Source organism: Teredinibacter turnerae T7901 (assembly GCF_000023025.1).
In the GTDB taxonomy this organism is placed as follows: Bacteria; Pseudomonadota; Gammaproteobacteria; order Pseudomonadales; family Cellvibrionaceae; genus Teredinibacter; species Teredinibacter turnerae_B.
In genome coordinates, this window is record NC_012997.1 from 4,626,420 (window position 1) to 4,643,963 (window position 17,544).

A 17,544-nucleotide genomic window follows, 5' to 3' on the forward strand; every position below is an offset into this window, starting at 1 on the left:
CGCCCGCCGCACACACCGCACGTAGCAGTGATAGAACGGAGTTTCATCGAGGCAGACTTGAGTTTCTCCGCTTGTGGTCATGGTTTCTGATGTTAGACGTTATTGTTTAGACGAATACTAAACATTAGTCAATAGTTTGGATTTCTTATTTATTACCCCTCATACGCCTCAATCACAGCCTTCGAGAAATCTTCAAAAATATTGTATAGGCGCGAAACAATTATACGCAACTCATCATAACTACTAAATCTAGGATGCTTAAGTTTAACGTAGTCAGCACCCTTACTTTCATATATTTTTCTTGCCACCCGCGTTAGCGGACCACCGAAACGTTCTCCTGTTGATTGAATAGAAGCGCCCATCATACACTCTGTAATTGCATATTTTAAAGAAAGTCTTAAATGGACGACCCCATTTGTAAACTCGACATCTTCACAAAAACATCTCTCTTTTTTATTGTAGTATATGTAGGGAGATACCTCCCTCATGATTCGCTCTACAAGTTTTTGGTCGAATGCTTCTAGTCTATTTCCTGATTGAAAAGCGTTAGACAATTCAGAAAATCTCTCACAAAAATTGATCTGCTCAAACATGCTCATTCCCATTTTATCACCCGCTATTCAGGCCTAAACCTTATCACCACATTATATTGATTGGCCATTTCTAAAAACTCTTGCAATCTGTATGAATATTGATTCACATCTGGAACCTCAAGAATTTTGCTACCCCATAGCTCAGTACCATCTAGCTCAAATCTATATTTGTCGGATCGAATCACCGTCCCTGAGGCGTACTTTAAATCGAACTCTCTAAGATATTTTTCAAAGGTTGGCAATTGAATTACATTAAAATCAGTGGCTTTTCTTGAAATGATCTCACCGAGATCTGGGTCATAAGAATCTAGCCGTTTTCCATTTTCCAAATGCACCTCATAAAATTCGTACCATTCCTCGTCTCTAGCCTTTTTATTAAAATCATTACCCCGCTTAAACAGTGCTTTTATCTCATTCCAACTAGGCCTTTCCTTATTTACAACCTGAAACGCATCTTCAAGCGAATCCAATGCGTCAAGCCCATTCAATTCAGCCTGCTTTACAGCATTCAATGCATCTAAATTTGTTCGGATACTTTCCGCTATTCCGTTATCATACAGATTTTTCCAGTGATCAATTAGATCCGGATTCGACTTTATTCCTTTAAAAAAATTGCGGTTTTTTACAAGCTCACTTTGTAGTACGGCTTTTACTGCGTTCTCAAGCCCGTCTAGCTGCTGCACCAGTTCGGATGCAGACCTAGAACGCGCCATATATTCAGCGGCATCAGAAACTCGGCCGGAAACTCCACCCGCTACATTATCTGTTGCACGAACTCCAAACCTAGTAACCAAACCTCCGCCAGCATATATCTCCAACGAGTCTGTAATAACTTGAACTTCTTCATATTTAACTCTCAAATATTCCATCCACCAGCGCAATTCATCAGCATTGGTAATGTTGGGATCGTTTATTAAGTTATTCAGATCGTATTCAAACTGGTCTAAAGCCTCACCTACACCCTCGGAGAAAGATACCTGCCTTAAATTTGCAAAATCAATGTACCCCTCTTCACCCAGATCAATACCTTCACCATCCAAGCGCTCTGGCAGCGAAATGTACAGTTCCCCATCTTCAAGTAGTTTAATATTGTAAAGAAATGAAAGAGCTGCTCCAGATATGGTGGCGTCGGCAGGAAATTCGATTCCATCTAAAATATCTTGATTTTCTATAGACTCGATCGACCATCGGGATGTCGCCAATACTCTCAAACGTTCTTGCTCCGCTAATAGAGAGTAAATAAATGAAGCGTTTCTTACATTGTTTTGACTTAGATTTTCTTGACCTTGCCCGACAACAACAGCGGCACCGGAAGCAATCTCTACTTCTACGTCACTCCCACCGGCGACAAGTACACCCAACGCAGCTATCAGTCGAGAAGTATCGACTTGAAGCTCAGTTAGCCGAGCTAATTCTGCAGTGGTATCTTGAAATTCGTTAACATAGTAAAGCGACTCAGGAGGAATCATTCCCGAATCTAAAAGCCCTTTAAAATCTGAATTCAAAAGTGAATCACTTGAAATATTGGCTTCTAACCAACCTGCAACCTCTGCTTGCTTCAACGTAAGCTCTTCTCTATCTGAGCTCGATACGTAGTCAACAAGTTGACTGATTAAACTCGCTGTAGCGCCCGCGGCACACCCGCCGTCAACGTTCCCCTCATCTGCATCACCGCTAGCAGCGCCAACTAGGCACTGAGTTGCGGTCAACGCTATCAACTCTGCGGCACCGCTTAAATCCGCTGAAAGAATTTGTTCTGTTACATTTGCACCAATAATATTTACGCCGTTAGTAACTAACAGCGGAATGAATTCATCTTCAAAATCATCGAAATTTCCGCCATTAGAGAGCACCCTTACCCCACTTTGCACAGCTGCAGATGTAACGGCTTGCACCGCCTGTCCATACAGCGTAGGAGTATATCCAGTAAATACTCCAGCATCGCTATAAACAGGTTGATTAAAGTTAGTAGCTTCAGATGTTGTAAAAAATTCCGAATTGATTGCTGACATAGCGCCCGCAGTAACCATAGCCGTAGCCATACTACGAGCGCCATCTTCACTCAGCACAGCCTCATAACCCGATTCGAATATCTCTACAGGAGTACCACCATTAACCGTGGCATTTGCAGAAGCCGCCGCTGCGGTACTCATCATTGCGGTGAATCCCGCGTTCAAGACTGCGGCAGTTGTTCCCCCTGCTGCAATCGCCGAACTCGTCATGGTGGCAGCCAAAGCTGCGCCTGCACCCGCGGTGCATACAGATACAATAATCATAATGATTATCATCGCTGCCGCACTTAAGCTCGTATTCGACTCATCCCAATCTTCATAAGCTGTTTCGATTTTTTCCCAGTCGATATCTATATCTGGATTGTTACGAAGTTCGGCGATCCACTCCAAGCCTTCCATATCTCCGAAAGCGTTCATTTGCTCGTCGAAGGTGAGGCCATCTTTGCCTTCGTATTGTACTTTTACACCATAAAGCGCCTCGGCAGCGAAACCGCCAATAATAGTATTGGGAATGGCGGTTTCGTGATTGTGACCACGACTTTTGTTGGTTATGGTAAAAAGTTTTTCTTCAATGGAGCTGTAACTGTAGTGATCGTTCTCGACAGTCATTAGCATATTAATGCTGCCATCGGATGCCAACACAGAAGTGCCTTCTTCGCTGGTAATATCGGCGGCGCGCAAGGTAATGTCGCCCATGGCGCTGTGTATGCGAACTCCCTTACCAGAGTCCAACACCGAACGCATGGCTATGGTCGCATAGGCCGATTCATCTTCGGTCAGGTTATAGTATTCTCTGTGAGCAACCATTTGCTCCTGGTTTTGCTCATCAATGATGGTAATACCCAAACCGGCCAACAAATTGATGTGGCCCTCATCGGCATGTAGCGTAGAAGCATTAACTTCTATAAGCCCACCGGCCATAAGATCGATGTTATCTCCAGCCGAGAGTGAAGACTGAACGTGTTGCAATGCGGATGTGTAGTAGCTGGAATTGGCGTAGGCGTAGCTCCCCTCTCTGGAAAGCGTAACTGTACCTATGCGAATATCACCAGCAGCCGTCAAGGCAATAGATGATCCAGCCTGAGCCTCTGCTCCCTGGAAGGTGATGTCACTCATCGAGTTTATGGTAATACCGTTGGTAGCGTTTATGCTGGCAACCAAGCCGAGCCGCTCATTAAAGCCATAGTGCGTTTGAAAACGGTGTACCAATGTTTTTTGGTAGTAGTTACCTGCAGTAATATTAATTGCGTCACTAGCGGAAAGAGTACCTGTATTCAACAGTGTGCCGCCAATATTCATATTTAAATTGCCATCGGCAAGGAGCTTTGCGCCCTCATTAACGACCAGATTGGCAGCGGTTGCTAACATAGCATTGCGACGCATGGTGATCGAGCCGGAAACAATATTGACGCTTTTAAACGTAGCCTGCTCGCCACTAAACGATACTTCGTGCCCTACTACCGAGTAGTCGCCTGCAAGATGGACAACAGGCACCAACACTTCTTCACCACTGATGGTGCGTAATTCAGGCCAGATAACATCCAATCCATGGGGCGCTATATCCTCGTCGTTAAGGCGCTCTCCGAATTTCTTTGAAAAACCGGATTTTTGTGAAAGAGCATAGGCATTGTTATACAAAGTGTCTATTTGCTGCGCTTCGGTGGAAAAATTTGTCGTTAAGAGGTGTCGCCCGGTTTGCGAATGAATTTGACTCCGCACCAAACGGCTCTGAACAAAGTTATCACCCACTCTTTTTTGTAACGGGTAGTCGGTACGTTCTTTTGGTATAAAGAATGTGATGCTTCCGGCGATAGGTATCCAATCGGTTACCTGCTGTGAAGGCAACTTGGCAATGTTACCCCCCAGCAAACGCTGATGAAAAGTGGTAATGGTGCTGCTGGATTGCGGGCCAACCTCATCTACAATTGCATCCTTACGATAGAGATAATCCGATTCAAACACCCTCGTAAAGCTGTAGGTATTTTGCAACTCACTTTGTATGCTTGTGTCCAAATATTCGCTTGCCAGTGACACGGTCGAGCCAAAAGAAAGCAACACGCATAAAAACATTTTTATATTTATCACGCCTCGTGCCCCGGTTTCTATAAACGTTCTGATATTTTTCGTAATCATAATTTAGCTTCCCTACCAGGTTTAAGGTTACAAGGCATACAAACTAAAGGAAACGTAGTCCTTACAATCCACATAGTAACCTGACGAACCCTCTGTAAAACTTACAGACGGCAAGGTGGTTTCGTCCAGAATGGCTGTCTCTATTGCATCACGATTAAAATATTTAACCCGTTCACATCGGGCATATATATTATTTCCAGGGTCTTCGGCTAAGCGCTGCTCGGCGATAACATAGTAGTCCGTACCGTCTCTAGTTGTAATACCACAATAATTACCATAGCCACCCACAAATGGTATTTTGAACTGGCCGTTAAATCGGCTATAGAAGGTAGATCGGCAATTTGCCAAATCTGCTTCGCTGGGGCGCACCTGGAATTCCACTGTAGCACTATTGCTCCATTCGCCGCAGGTGACAGAATTGCAGGCCTTGACCTTTATGCTAAAGCTGGTATTACCGGGCGATACGGATCTGGAAATGGTGTGTGTAGTACCAGTGGTGCTGCCACCAGTCAATAGATGGTATGTAATATTGCTTTGGTCTATGGGAGTCCACGACAGGTTGTAGGTAACTTGCCCGTCAGTCAGCGAATACGTTAGATTTAGGTCAGTTGGTACATCAGGAACTACTGAACCCATAAGCTCCTCCAACCTAAGTATTACCGAGCCTGCTTTCCTATAATAAGCTGCGGCGCGCGACTGGGCTTCTTCTAGTGACGCAGCGTTATTAGGCTGAAACTTTTCAACGTAGTCGATTTGAATGTATTCACGATCATCCGAGATTTTATAAATCACATATTCACGAATGTAGGTACCGTATATCGAACTGTATCCTGCGAGCTCCAAGCTACCAGAATAACCCATGCCTTCGATGTATGTTTTGGCCTTGGCTGCGACTTCATTATCTGTCCATGGTAAGCCATTTATCAAATTATCACCTGCCTGCTCGTTGAGCATCGCCTGAAGGTCATATTGTTCTGTATATGGCAAACATGTAGAGCTAATATTTCCTGTGTAATATTCAATCCTCGTACAGCGATTCACAGTAATGACAATATATTCACTAATACCACTGGATACGACTTCCCACTTGCTAAGGTAATGGCGCTGATATACATCACCACCCACACCTGTGGGGTTGTGATAGGTCTGCTCAAATTCAACTTCAATTCTCCGCTGCTCGACAAAGGCTTCCACGATAGCCCGTTTGGTAGCATCCTCTAGCTGATTAACCGTTTGAACAGTAAGCTCCGAAGAGATGCCATAAACGTTGCCACCAAATGAGGTAAGCGTTTCCGATTCTATGAGTGACAGATAGGTTGCAGCAGCACACCCATAAACGGCGCAGCGCACAGGCTCATAGCCCAGCAACTGTCGTGCAGCCATAGTCAAACCCAATGAATGCAGTTTAGATTCATGAAAATGAGCATCCGACAATATTTCAACAAATGAGAATTGATTTATAAAATGAGAACTTTCCGCATTTCCCTCAATGCCGTCGCTAAAACTCAAGCTGCCGTAGGAATAAAATACACCCGGCGGCGAATAGGCAGTAAGATAGGTTTCAATTTCATTTACATTAGATCTCGAGGCCGTCGCGGTTGCTCCACCCAGATCAAAGGATTCCTTCGAATAAACCGCGAGTAACGCTTCAACTCTATACCTCTGATTCATTAAAAGCGGTGTATTTACATCAAATGAACCCGCCTGATTCAACCCTATAATCGCCGAGGAATTCAATACGTATTCACTAGCATCCAGCTTTAACGCAGATTCCGCCAATACAGCCACACGACGCGATTTTTCCACGTCCAACGGAACACCACTACTCCAGGTTTCGCTTTCAGGCTTCGCAATTTCGTATGGATTGATGTTTTCAAAACGCTTCGCCTTGATGTTAATTTCATTCGCGGTAATCAGGCCAGACACATTGGATTGGGTAGCGCCTGATTCGTTATTTACCGACTGATATACACCGTACTTATCGTTTCCTTTAAATTCTGGATCAAGATGAACAGCCAGAAGATCAGAAGGTTCATAAAGCTTGTTGGTTCTCGAGCCATTGATCACGGTACCGTTCGTCGAGACCAGAGTGACGACATCGCCTGCTAACCTGCCACCAAAATGATTGTAAAGCGTACTACGAGTTTCGATACTCAGTCCTGTAGCAGTCACCATACCTTTGTTAGTGAACCACTCCGCTCCAATAGTTGCTGTTTGCGCATCCACTTTGGCGGATGTAGAGATATGCACCCCTGTACTAGCAAACAAGTCTGCTCTATGGGCATTTAATTCCGAGTTAATTCTCAGATCACCTTGTGCCAACACCTGAACCAGATTATCGGTACTAATGTTGCCATCCAGCACGATATCTCCAAAACTTTCGTTGGTGGTTTGCAGGTATACACCTTCCAGCAAAGTATTAAACTCGCCTTCGTGCATATTCGTAGCGAGCATGTCCGACTTTGTAGAGAATTCCGCCGAGCTCGCGAGCTTCACGGGGCGATTGGATATAAGGTTGATCATCGCAGCCTTCCAAGTACCGCCAATAATCTGCTCTGCGTTATAGGTTGTGCTACTGCTATTCTCTGCCAGATTTAGTTCTTCGTAATAAACCGCAGAGGAGCCCAGATAAAGGTTAATTCCTGCCACTGCGATTAGCTTGCTGCCTTGTGCACTAACGGTGTAGCCTCCATTGCTATCGGTGTTACCTCGAATATGGGTGTCTATTTCACCTTGAGCAGACAGTCGCTCTGCGATAACCTCGAGCGAATAGGCACCGCTTGTTTTGAGGCCATTAATGGACACAGTACCGCCGCTAAAGGTTGATAATTTGCCAACATCAGCCATTCCATTGGCAACAGTATTTTCGCTTGTGGCCGCAGCTAACGCTATTCTCCCGAAGTTATAAAAGCTGCAGTTGGAGCAGGAAATGGTACTTGTTACACTAGTATCACTATCAATAAACAGCACATCAGCTGTGGTACCCACCAGTTCGAGACTTCCCGCAATATTGATACTGGGAGATTTGATAATTATGAGCTTTGCAGGCTGGTAGTCACTGTCTTGCATACCACCATGAATAAACCGAAGGTTTTTTCCCGATACAGAAAAATTATTGAACACATTGACAGATATTCCCGACGCATTTGCTTTTGCGAGCGTCACGTAATCGGCCTCAGCATTTGAATTAACCATGATTTTGGTACTGCTTGCATCTGCCGGAACTAACGTTGAGGCAGTCGCTACCGTACTCAGCAACGCCACTATGCCGAAAACTCCAAACAAGCGAATAAGCTTAATACCAATATGCATCTGTATTTTCCTGAGTTTAATGTATTAAGGATGATCGGAATAATTGATGCCTGCCACGGCTTGCGCCGCAACTTTTTCAGGATCCTTCCGTGTTTTTTTTCGAGGCATTTTTAGGCCTTTTATCCGGATTGAGCTGGTAATGTGAACCCAATACGGGTTTAGCAGGCGCACTACGCCTGCAATAACAACTTACGTTTTTGCATAAGCGACTTTGTCGCCATGACCAAATTCACCAGCGCAGGATACAAATAAATGATGGGAATTTTTTGCCAAGCCTTTGTAACGAAATTTGGCGAAGCCAAACCGAGCTTTCATCACACCAAAGGCGTGCTCAACCCTAGCGCGAATTTTTGACTTATTGCGGTTTTTGGCTCGCTCCGATTCACTGAACGTGACGTAACGACTCCCATTTTTGTTCATAAAATCCTTGGCCAGTGGCTCATAATCAGCAATCACATCAAGCTTTTCGGCTTAGGCTGAATCACCCCAAACACGCGTCTCGTTTCCATGCAGCAGATCACCCAGAATGACCGAATCGTGAACATTTGCAGGCGTAGCAACAACGGAATGAATCACCTTGGTTTTGCTGTCGACCCACGATATGGGCCTTCATGCCTAAGTACTACTGATTACCTTTACCTAATTGATACATCTCTGGATCGCGCTGCGTCTTCTTGCTTTTGGTCGAACTGGGCGCATTGAGAATGCTCGCATCAACGATGGTTCCTCTGTTTACTTTCAGACAGTTTTCCTTGAGGTACTGATTGACCAGATGAAACAAACGATCCCCAAGGTTATGCGCTTCCAGCATATGGCGAAAATTACAGATCGTGGTTTCGTCGGGCGCGGGTGCTTCGGTCAATCCCCAATAACTGCCGCATGGCGCGGGAGTCGTACAGGGCCTCGTCGGCAGCTGGGTCCGACAGGTTGAACCAGTGCTGCGAAAAATAGATACGCGACATTCGCTCAATACCAATCGGTCTTCGGCCTGCACCCTGCGGGTTGGGGTAAAACGGCTCGATGGCTTCGCACAGCTCTTTCCAGGGGATGATGGTTTCCATATCGTCCAGAAATTGTTTCTTATGGGTTTTCTTGCGAAACTTCTCAAAGCCGTCAGTGAGCGATGCTTGTTTCAGTACGATCAGTTACCATGATTTGGGTAATGCCGTATTATCGCAGAAATCGAGAATTAATCAGAATTGCCCTAAGCCAATTATTATTAACATAAATATCTTACAGAAGAAACAAAGACCTTATTAAAGATAAACTCTATCGAATTCGATCCGCTAGTTATATATAAAAATCGCTAGAAATACACAGAACTTCAGACAAGCCGTAGGCGACAGAAGAGCTAGCATTTAGTCAAATGAAAAATTATAACCTGATACTCTCATGTAAAACCACTTAGAAAAGTAACATTTACTAAAAAACGCCGCCCTCAAGTCACACAAATCAACTAGATGAAATTTGTACAAAAAAGACGCTTCCGCATGAAAAACTGCTCGGCAAGCCATGAGGGATTCATAGTATGGCATCAAGAATAACAATTTTCTTCGGACTATTCACTCCCCTTAAATTAAACCTCTAGCCAGGTGTTAGGCTATCTACAACCAGCTTCGGGCAAGAAATTCAATGTGGAAAAAGCAGACGATATGCCACGCATGCAAATCAGCAGATAAAGAAATCCAACGTTCCTACATTACACCGTCAAAAATTTACGCACCTCGGTTTCGTTCATACTCCCAATATCGCCTGCCAGCGTCACCACGCCGCGATCCATCACCGCGTATTTATCGCCCAGATCCCGCGCGAACTCGAAATACTGTTCCACCAGAATAATCGCCATTTCTCCTTGTTGACGCAAAATTGAAATGACATTATGGATATCTTTAATGATGGATGGCTGGATGCCTTCGGTTGGCTCGTCGAGGATTAACAGGCGTGGCTGCATGACCAGCGCGCGGGCAATGGACAACTGTTGCTGCTGGCCACCGGAAAGGTCGCCGCCACGACGGCGGGTCATTTTGCGTAGCACAGGAAATAGATCGAAAATTTCGTCTTTAATTTTTCGTTCGCTGCGCGGCAAAGCGGCAAACCCGGTTTTTAAATTTTCCATGACGGTCAGTTGCGAAAAAATTTGCCGGCCCTGCGGGACATAGGCTATGCCCGCGCGTGCACGCTCCGCGGCAGGCAAACGTGTGATGTCTTTGTCCTCCCAGATAACGGTGCCCCCTTTGGCGGGATGCCGGCCGGTAATGGCTTGCATCAAACTGGATTTACCTACGCCGTTGCGACCGAGAATACAGGTGATTTCACCTTTTGCTGCGTCCAGGCTCACATTGGTAAGTGCCTGGCTCGCGCCATAATACAAATCGATATTTTTTGCTGAAAGCATTGTTATTTATTCTCCAAAGAAAAAACACAGCTCAGTCGCCAACGAAGAAGCTGTGCCTTTTTATGCCGGAAAGCATGTTAGCGTCCCAAATAAACCTCGATCACCCGCTGATCTGCAGAGACCTTATCCAGCGAGCCTTCCGCCAACACACTGCCCTCGTGCAGCACGGTAACTTTACTTTCCAGCGCGCGAACAAAATCCATATCGTGCTCAACGACGATCACCGAGTGGCTTTTTGCGATATCTTTAAGCAGCTTGGCGGTTTGCATGGTTTCCATATCGGTCATACCTCCTGCAGGCTCGTCGACCAGCAGGACTTCCGGTTCCTGAATAAACAGCATGCCGATTTCCAACCACTGCTTTTGCCCGTGAGATAGGTTCGCAGCGAGGTCATTGCGCTTTTCATTCAGGCCGATGAGTGTCATAACCTCGTCGACTCTCTCCGCCTGGCCCGGTTTAATTACATTAAAAAGCGTTTGCCAGATTCCGCGATTCCCCGCGAGTGCCAACTCCAGGTTGTCCCACACGGAGAGACTCTCGATAACTGTAGGTTTTTGAAACTTGCGCCCAATTCCCATATTGGCAATATCGGCTTCGTCGTGTCGGGTAAGATCGATATTATCTTTAAACCTAACCTCGCCCGTGTCGGGCTTGGTTTTACCGGTGATAATATCCATCATTGTGCTTTTCCCTGCGCCGTTAGGACCGATGATTGCGCGCAGCTCGCCCGGCGCAATATCCAAGCTCAAGTTGTTGATCGCTTTAAAGCCATCAAAGGATTTGGTCACACCATTTAAATACAAAATACTTTGCACCGGCTTGCTACCGGCCGCTTGATGAATGCCCTCGGTCACGGTCATGCGTTCACCTCCTCAGCGGATTTAGTCGAGTCATCACCTGGCCCTGAGGGCGGCGTTTTGGATTTGCGTTTCTCCATCAAGTCTTCCGCCAGGCCCACTAATCCGCGTGGCAAAGTGGTTGTTGCAATTACAAACAGTCCACCCAGCATAAACAACCAGATTTCCGGAAAAGCTCCGGTAAAATAGGTTTTCGCATAGTTCACGACAACGGCACCAATAACCGCACCGTATAAAGTACCGCGACCGCCAAGCGCCACCCAGATGACAATTTCAATCGAATTAATGGGCGAAAATTCACCGGGATTAATAATGCCAACCTGTGGCACAAACAAAGCGCCAGCAATACCCGCCAAGGCAGCCGAAAAAACAAAGACGAACAGCTTGTAATGCTCCACGCGATAACCGAGAAAACGTGTGCGACTCTCTGCATCGCGAATAGACAACATCACCCGGCCGAACTTACTTTGCGTAATAAACCGGCAAGCGATATACGCTAACACCAATATGATGGCAGTAATAAAGAACAGCGTAAGTCGGGTGCCGTCGGACGATACATCGAACCCGACAATCTCCTTAAAGTCCGTCAGGCCGTTGTTGCCACCAAAACCAAAATCATTAAGGAAGAATGCCTGCATTAATGCAAATGTCAGCGCCTGGGTGATGATCGACAAGTACACACCGGTGACGCGCGAGCGAAACGCCAGCCAGCCAAACACAAACGCGAGCAACCCTGGCACCAGCACCACCATCACCATGGCAAACCAGAACATATCAAAGCTGTGCCAGTACCAGGGTAATTTATCCCAGTTGAGGAACACCATAAAATCAGGCAGCTCCGGGTTACCGTAAACCCCGCGATCACCGATCTGCCGCATCAGATACATACCCATGGCATATCCACCCAGCGCGAAAAAAGCGCCGTGCCCCAGGCTTAATATACCGCAGTATCCCCACACCAGGTCCAAGGCAAGCGCTAACAGTGCATAACACAAATACTTGCCAAGCAAAGTTACCGTATAGGTAGGAATATGCAGCAGAGAGCCTTCTGGCATAACCAGGTTTAGGAAAGGCACGAGAAATGCCGCTGCCAATAAAACGGCCAACACATAGCGGCCGACCTTATCGTTCATAATTAACGTGTAAAGGACAGAATGTTTCAGCATGATCAATCCTCCACAAACCGACCTTTGAGCGCAAACAGCCCCCGTGGTCGCCATTGAATAAATAAAATAATAAAGATGAGCACAATAATTTTTCCGATTACTGCACCGGTTACCGGCTCAAGAAATTTATTCACCACACCGAGGCTCATGGCCCCAACAAACGTGCCCAATAAATTGCCCACACCACCAAACACCACAACCATAAACGAATCGATAATGTAGCTCTGGCCGAGGTTGGGGCCAACGTTAGTGATCTGGCTGAGCGCCACACCGGCAATACCGGCAATGCCAGAGCCCAAACCGAACGTCAATGCATCCACCCAATTGGATCGGATACCCATAGACGTCGCCATCGCCCGGTTTTGCGTTACCGCCCGCATTTGCAAACCAACTAACGTTTTGCGCAACAAAAGCGCGAGCATAAACAACACAAACAGTGCGAACAGCAGAATGTACACCCGGTTCAAGGTCACGGACATAGCGCCGTTAATTAGCCAGGAGCCACTCATCCAATCCGGGGTAACAACGGGTACATTGTTTGCGCGATAGGTGCGCACCGCCTGCTGCAAAATAAGACTGATACCGAATGTCGCCAATAGAGTATCCAGTGGGCGACCGTAGAGATGGCGAATAACCAAACGCTCGATCAAAACGCCAGCAGAACCGGACACTAAAAATGCGGCTGGAATGGCCAGAAACAACGAAATATCAATAAGTGACGGGAACAGTTGCTGAATGGCGAAGGTGGTGTAGGCACCGAGCATAATCATTTCGCCATGTGCCATGTTAATAACACCCATCACCCCGAAGGTAATCGCCAAACCAATTGCGGCCAGCAATAATACCGAACCGAGACTCAAGCCAAACAGTAAGTTTTCGCTGAATTTAAAAAAGCTGAGCTTGGTTTCGACTGACTTCAAGCGCTCTTCCGCAAGTTTAGCAACCGCATTGTCCGGCTCAACAAACTGGCCTTGCTCGTTGCGCTGCGCCAGGCGTTTCAAAACGGCGACGGCTTCCGGCTCTACCGCGCCACCCAGTTTACGGGTCGCGCCTAGGCGAAGAGAGGGGTCGGCACTGTCGATATCAATCAGCGCTAACGCCACTTCCAAAAGGTGTTTTACTGTGTTATCAGTTTCAGAGGCCGCGCTCTGCGCTATCGTATCTCGTAAATCCGCATCAGGCGACTTAATCAGATTGCGCGCAGATTCACGGCGAACATCGCTATCTACGTCCGACAACTCCAGTACCGCAATCGCCTTGCGCAGCTCACGGCGCAATGTATTGTTAATCGTGACCTTTTTAACATCGCGCTTTCCAACTAGCGCCAGTAACTGCCCGGTTATTACACTGGTCGGTTGAACTCCGTCAGCCGCGTTTTGCACGGTTACAATCTGGTCATCCGCTTTTTGATAGTAAAGATCGCCGTCCAACATGACTTTCAAGGTGGGCAAAATACGTGGATCTTTTATCTGCGTCAGCTGTTCAATTACTTTGGCTTTCTTGGAGAATGATCGCTGCGTAAGTTGTGAAACCAATGTTTCAAACTGCAACGCGGTTGCTTCGCTCCCGACAGTCTCTTCGGCGGTAACGCTTTCCTCTTGGGCTTCGGCCACCGGGGCTTGCGCAAAGGAATGTGTCGCCATTACCAGGATCGAAACAAGCAAAAGTATCGCGGTCGATTTGGTATATTTCATTGTATTTCCGCTTTGCTTGAGGCGTGAGAAATCATGTTCAATGCACCTTTAAACATGAAGCCGTGTGTTCTATCAGATTTCTGTCTGTAGTTAACTACAGATAGTTAACTACAGACAGTTAAGAGCCCCGGAGCGACGCTCCGGGGCATTTGTGCTATGCAATCACTATATTAGTAATTCTGGCCGGAGCACTTTTTGGTCTCGGTATTGTAGTTACCGCAATTGATTTTAGGATTCTGCCAATCAGAGATGATTTTTGCACTTTCTGGAAGGAAATCGGTCCAGGCATCACCGGGAACTTCGCTCTCAGTTTGCCACACAATTTCAAATTGGCCATCTTCCTGAATTTCGCCAATGAGTACAGGCTTGGTAAAGTGGTGATTAGGCAGAACTTCTGCAGTACCGCCAGTCAGGTTAGGCACCTTGATGCCGTACATCGCTGTACGTACCTTATCAACATCCGTGGTTTTTGCCTTCTCTACGGCTTTCACCCAGGCATTGAAGCCGATGTAAGTGGCTTCCATCGGATCGTTGGTTACACGCTTGTCGCTGCCGATAAATTTATGCCATTTCGCAATAAATTTGTCGTTGGCCTCATCATCAACACTCATGAAATAGTTCCACGCAGCCAAGTGACCGACCAGTGGTTTGGTATCGAAACCAGAGAGCTCTTCTTCACCAACAGAAAACGCTACAACGGGAATGTCTTCAGCAGAAATCCCAGCATTACCAAGCTCTTTATAGAAAGGCACGTTTGCGTCGCCATTGATAGTAGATACTACTGCCGTCTTTTTGCCTGCGGAGCCAAACTTTTTAATTTCGGCAACGCGGGTTTGCCAGTCTGAGTGACCGAACGGCGTGTAGTTAATGGAGATATCCGCAGGTTTAACACCTTTACTTAACAGATACTGTTCAAGAATTTTGTTTGTCGTGCGTGGGTAAACGTAGTCAGTACCTTCCAATACCCAGCGTTTAACAGATCCACCGTCCTCGCTCATCAGGTAATCGACAGCGGGAATAGCCTGCTGATTTGGCGCCGCGCCGGTATAAAATACGTTTTTGGAGGACTCTTCGCCTTCATATTGCACAGGGTAAAACAACAGACCGTTTAATTCTTCGATGACAGGTAATACCGACTTGCGCGAAACGGAAGTCCAGCATCCGAAAATAACGTCGACTTTATCTTTTTCCAACAGCTCTTTGGTTTTTTCGGCAAACAATGGCCAGTTCGATGCTGGATCGACAACGACAGCCTCCAGTTTTTTACCCAGCAAACCACCTTTCTTGTTCTGCTCTTCAACCATCATCAAAACTGTGTCTTTTAATGTGGTTTCACTGATAGCCATAGTACCTGAGAGAGAATGCAGTACACCTACTTTAATAGTGTCTGCGGCTTGTGCCGTATAAGCACCAAAGGTCAGCGCTGCCGCACTGAGGGTGATCCCCGCTTTTTTAATTAACTTATTCATAATGTTTCCTCCTCCGAAGAGAACGTGTTGGGTTAATTTTTTTTGAGTTATCCCGGACTGGTAAAGCGCATCGGACAACGCACAATGAGTGCCAACTTAAATGAACAAAGAATTGGCGCATAACCCTTTGAATTACAATAATATTTTTGATGTCAAGCAGCGCGCACAGAAAGAGAGGCAGGAGAAATAAAGAAGAAAGGCACCATTAAGGTGCCTTCATTAAAATGAACTCGTTAAATTGGTGCGTCAAAACAGGGCGTCACCCCTGAAATGCTAAATAAAACCCCAAGACAAGGGAAAACAACGCCATTAGTCCCTGCAACAGTGCACTAATACGCCCATCGATGCGCTTCAGTGTGCGCAATGACTGCGCAAATGCCCCCCCCAATGCCGTCATCGCTAGCAAGACTCCCGCACTAAAAAATAGCACGTAGAACATCCCCACGATCGGCTGGCCGATTTGCGAGATGGGTATCAGCGCAAGTAGCGGTGCCGAACCAGCAGTACCGTGCAGAAGGCCCACCGCAGGAGCACCGAACCGTGCACTCAAGCCGGGCGCATCTCCACCTTGCCACAATCGCCAAAGCGCCAGTGCGCCAATCGCAATTAACACGAATGCGACACTACGCTCTGCAACTTCACTTAAGTGAACCGGTATCGATTGCCCTGCAAGAAAGACAACCAGGGCGATGATCAAAAGCGCTGAGCCGTGGCCCAAGGACCACTGTAAACCGAACCGCATACTGCGCCAGGTGTGCTGTTCTTTTTCGCTGGCACTCAACCCGCTCACCGCAGCAATGTGGTCTGGATCGAGCGCGTGTACCATACCCAGCGAAAAGCCCATAAACAAAAAGGTCGTTAATGCCATCGAATCCACAGAAAAACTCCTGACAACGTTAAATTGTATTTTTCAGCGAATGGGTAAATTACCGTGCGCACTCCACAACACTTAGGTCTTTAACCCACTCGATAACCAAGGCTGGCGAGATCAATCTCAAGCATTTCTCCTAATAAGCGGTTACTCTCATTAAATTGAGTACCGATGCGAGCATCGATAACCTCACGCCAATGTTTTGAGATTTTCTCACTAATAGTTGCAGGCAAGCGTTCACCGAGAATTTTACATAACTCGACCTGTTTTCTTACTAACCTCGGCTGTTTCGAGCCTAACTTATTCCGCGGCATCAGGCCATTGGTGTGCCGCAATAATTTAGTCGCTAAGGGGGTTAGGCCATCATTGTGGCGCTTGTGAGACACTTCTCCGCCAACGACATTACAAAATCTAAAAAGCCTTTGCCAATATTCTTCTGGAGCCGAGCGCATCAACTCCATCGGCAATACACAAACATTGGCGGAATCCAGTTTTCGACTAATAAAATTGTATAAATGCCAGTAGTCAAAAAAACTCGGCTGCCAGCGGGATGTCCAGCCCTCCTGCTCCAGCCCTGTACCCATAAATTGTTCGATATCGATATTGTCCCCTGACCGAATAATCTGCCGATACAATGCCTCTGCCATTGCGGCTTGTTCGCGAATGGTCATTAACAACTTGTACTCACCGAAAGTCTGGTTAAGACAATCCAGCATATATGGCAGATGGTACCGGCCGCGCTCCGGTATTGATGACAAGCGCTCATCGCTTATTACAGGCACCAGCCCCTCGCGGTCAGCGTGTTCTAAAAGTGGCGCAAAACGTTTACGTACTAATAAAGGGTCAAACGTTGTAGGCTCGCGGTTAACAAATTCGTGTGTCGCCGCAAGTGCATCTTTGCCCTTGGGACAACTAAACCCTAAGCTTAGGTTGCAAAAAACCTCTTTTTGCAAGAAGGTGGTGCCAGACTTATGGAGCCCAATATGGATTACCAGCATAGCCATCTATCCCTCTTTTTGGGGCTGTATCGCATACGCAACGC

General features: G+C 46.6%; 10 protein-coding genes and 1 pseudogene. All 11 read right to left on the minus strand.

Translation table 11 applies throughout. The annotated features are described in order from the left end of the window. Positions 1-152 precede the first annotated feature (152 nt). The 11 genes and pseudogenes from TERTU_RS18580 to TERTU_RS22270 all read right to left on the minus strand — a co-directional run bounded on the left by TERTU_RS18580 (position 153) and on the right by TERTU_RS22270 (position 17,173). The gene (locus TERTU_RS18580) at positions 153-593 is read right to left on the minus strand and encodes a hypothetical protein (RefSeq protein ID WP_143876303.1); all 441 of its coding nucleotides are present in this window, start codon (positions 591-593) and stop codon (positions 153-155) included. A 23-nt stretch (positions 594-616) separates the two neighbouring features. After that, the gene (locus TERTU_RS18585) at positions 617-4,738 is read right to left on the minus strand and encodes a DUF637 domain-containing protein (protein ID WP_015817442.1); all 4,122 of its coding nucleotides are present in this window, start codon (positions 4,736-4,738) and stop codon (positions 617-619) included. Between the two features lie 27 nt (positions 4,739-4,765). Beyond that, positions 4,766-8,050, minus strand: a complete 3,285-nt coding sequence (locus tag TERTU_RS18590; RefSeq protein WP_015820568.1) for a hypothetical protein — start codon at positions 8,048-8,050, stop codon at positions 4,766-4,768. 170 nt (positions 8,051-8,220) lie between these two features. Beyond that, a pseudogene (locus tag TERTU_RS21515) lies at positions 8,221-9,186 on the minus strand (IS5 family transposase). A gap of 563 nt (positions 9,187-9,749) precedes the next feature. After that, positions 9,750-10,445, minus strand: coding sequence for an urea ABC transporter ATP-binding subunit UrtE (urtE, locus tag TERTU_RS18610; RefSeq protein WP_015817175.1), 696 nt, complete (start codon positions 10,443-10,445; stop codon positions 9,750-9,752). Positions 10,446-10,522: 77 nt separating this feature from the next. Beyond that, positions 10,523-11,305: an urea ABC transporter ATP-binding protein UrtD gene (gene urtD / locus TERTU_RS18615; RefSeq protein ID WP_015816794.1), complete on the minus strand. Its 783-nt coding sequence runs from the start codon at positions 11,303-11,305 to the stop codon at positions 10,523-10,525. Further along, complete coding sequence (gene urtC, locus TERTU_RS18620) at positions 11,302-12,468, minus strand: urea ABC transporter permease subunit UrtC (RefSeq protein WP_015817387.1); 1,167 nt, start codon at positions 12,466-12,468, stop codon at positions 11,302-11,304. Before urtC ends, urtD begins: the two co-directional genes overlap by 4 nt. Positions 12,469-12,470: 2 nt before the next feature. Continuing rightward, on the minus strand, positions 12,471-14,162 hold the full coding sequence (gene urtB / locus TERTU_RS18625; protein ID WP_015817423.1) for an urea ABC transporter permease subunit UrtB: 1,692 nt from the start codon (positions 14,160-14,162) through the stop codon (positions 12,471-12,473). Positions 14,163-14,332: 170 nt separating this feature from the next. Then, positions 14,333-15,631: an urea ABC transporter substrate-binding protein gene (urtA, locus tag TERTU_RS18630; RefSeq protein ID WP_015819736.1), complete on the minus strand. Its 1,299-nt coding sequence runs from the start codon at positions 15,629-15,631 to the stop codon at positions 14,333-14,335. Between the two features lie 259 nt (positions 15,632-15,890). Continuing rightward, positions 15,891-16,499 carry a HoxN/HupN/NixA family nickel/cobalt transporter gene (locus TERTU_RS18635; RefSeq protein WP_228378329.1) on the minus strand — a complete coding sequence of 203 codons (609 nt, stop codon included), beginning with the start codon at positions 16,497-16,499 and terminating at the stop codon, positions 15,891-15,893. Between the two features lie 89 nt (positions 16,500-16,588). Then, positions 16,589-17,173 (minus strand): hypothetical protein, encoded by a 585-nt coding sequence (locus TERTU_RS22270; RefSeq protein WP_228378197.1) that lies wholly within the window; start codon positions 17,171-17,173, stop codon positions 16,589-16,591. Positions 17,174-17,544 lie beyond the last annotated feature (371 nt).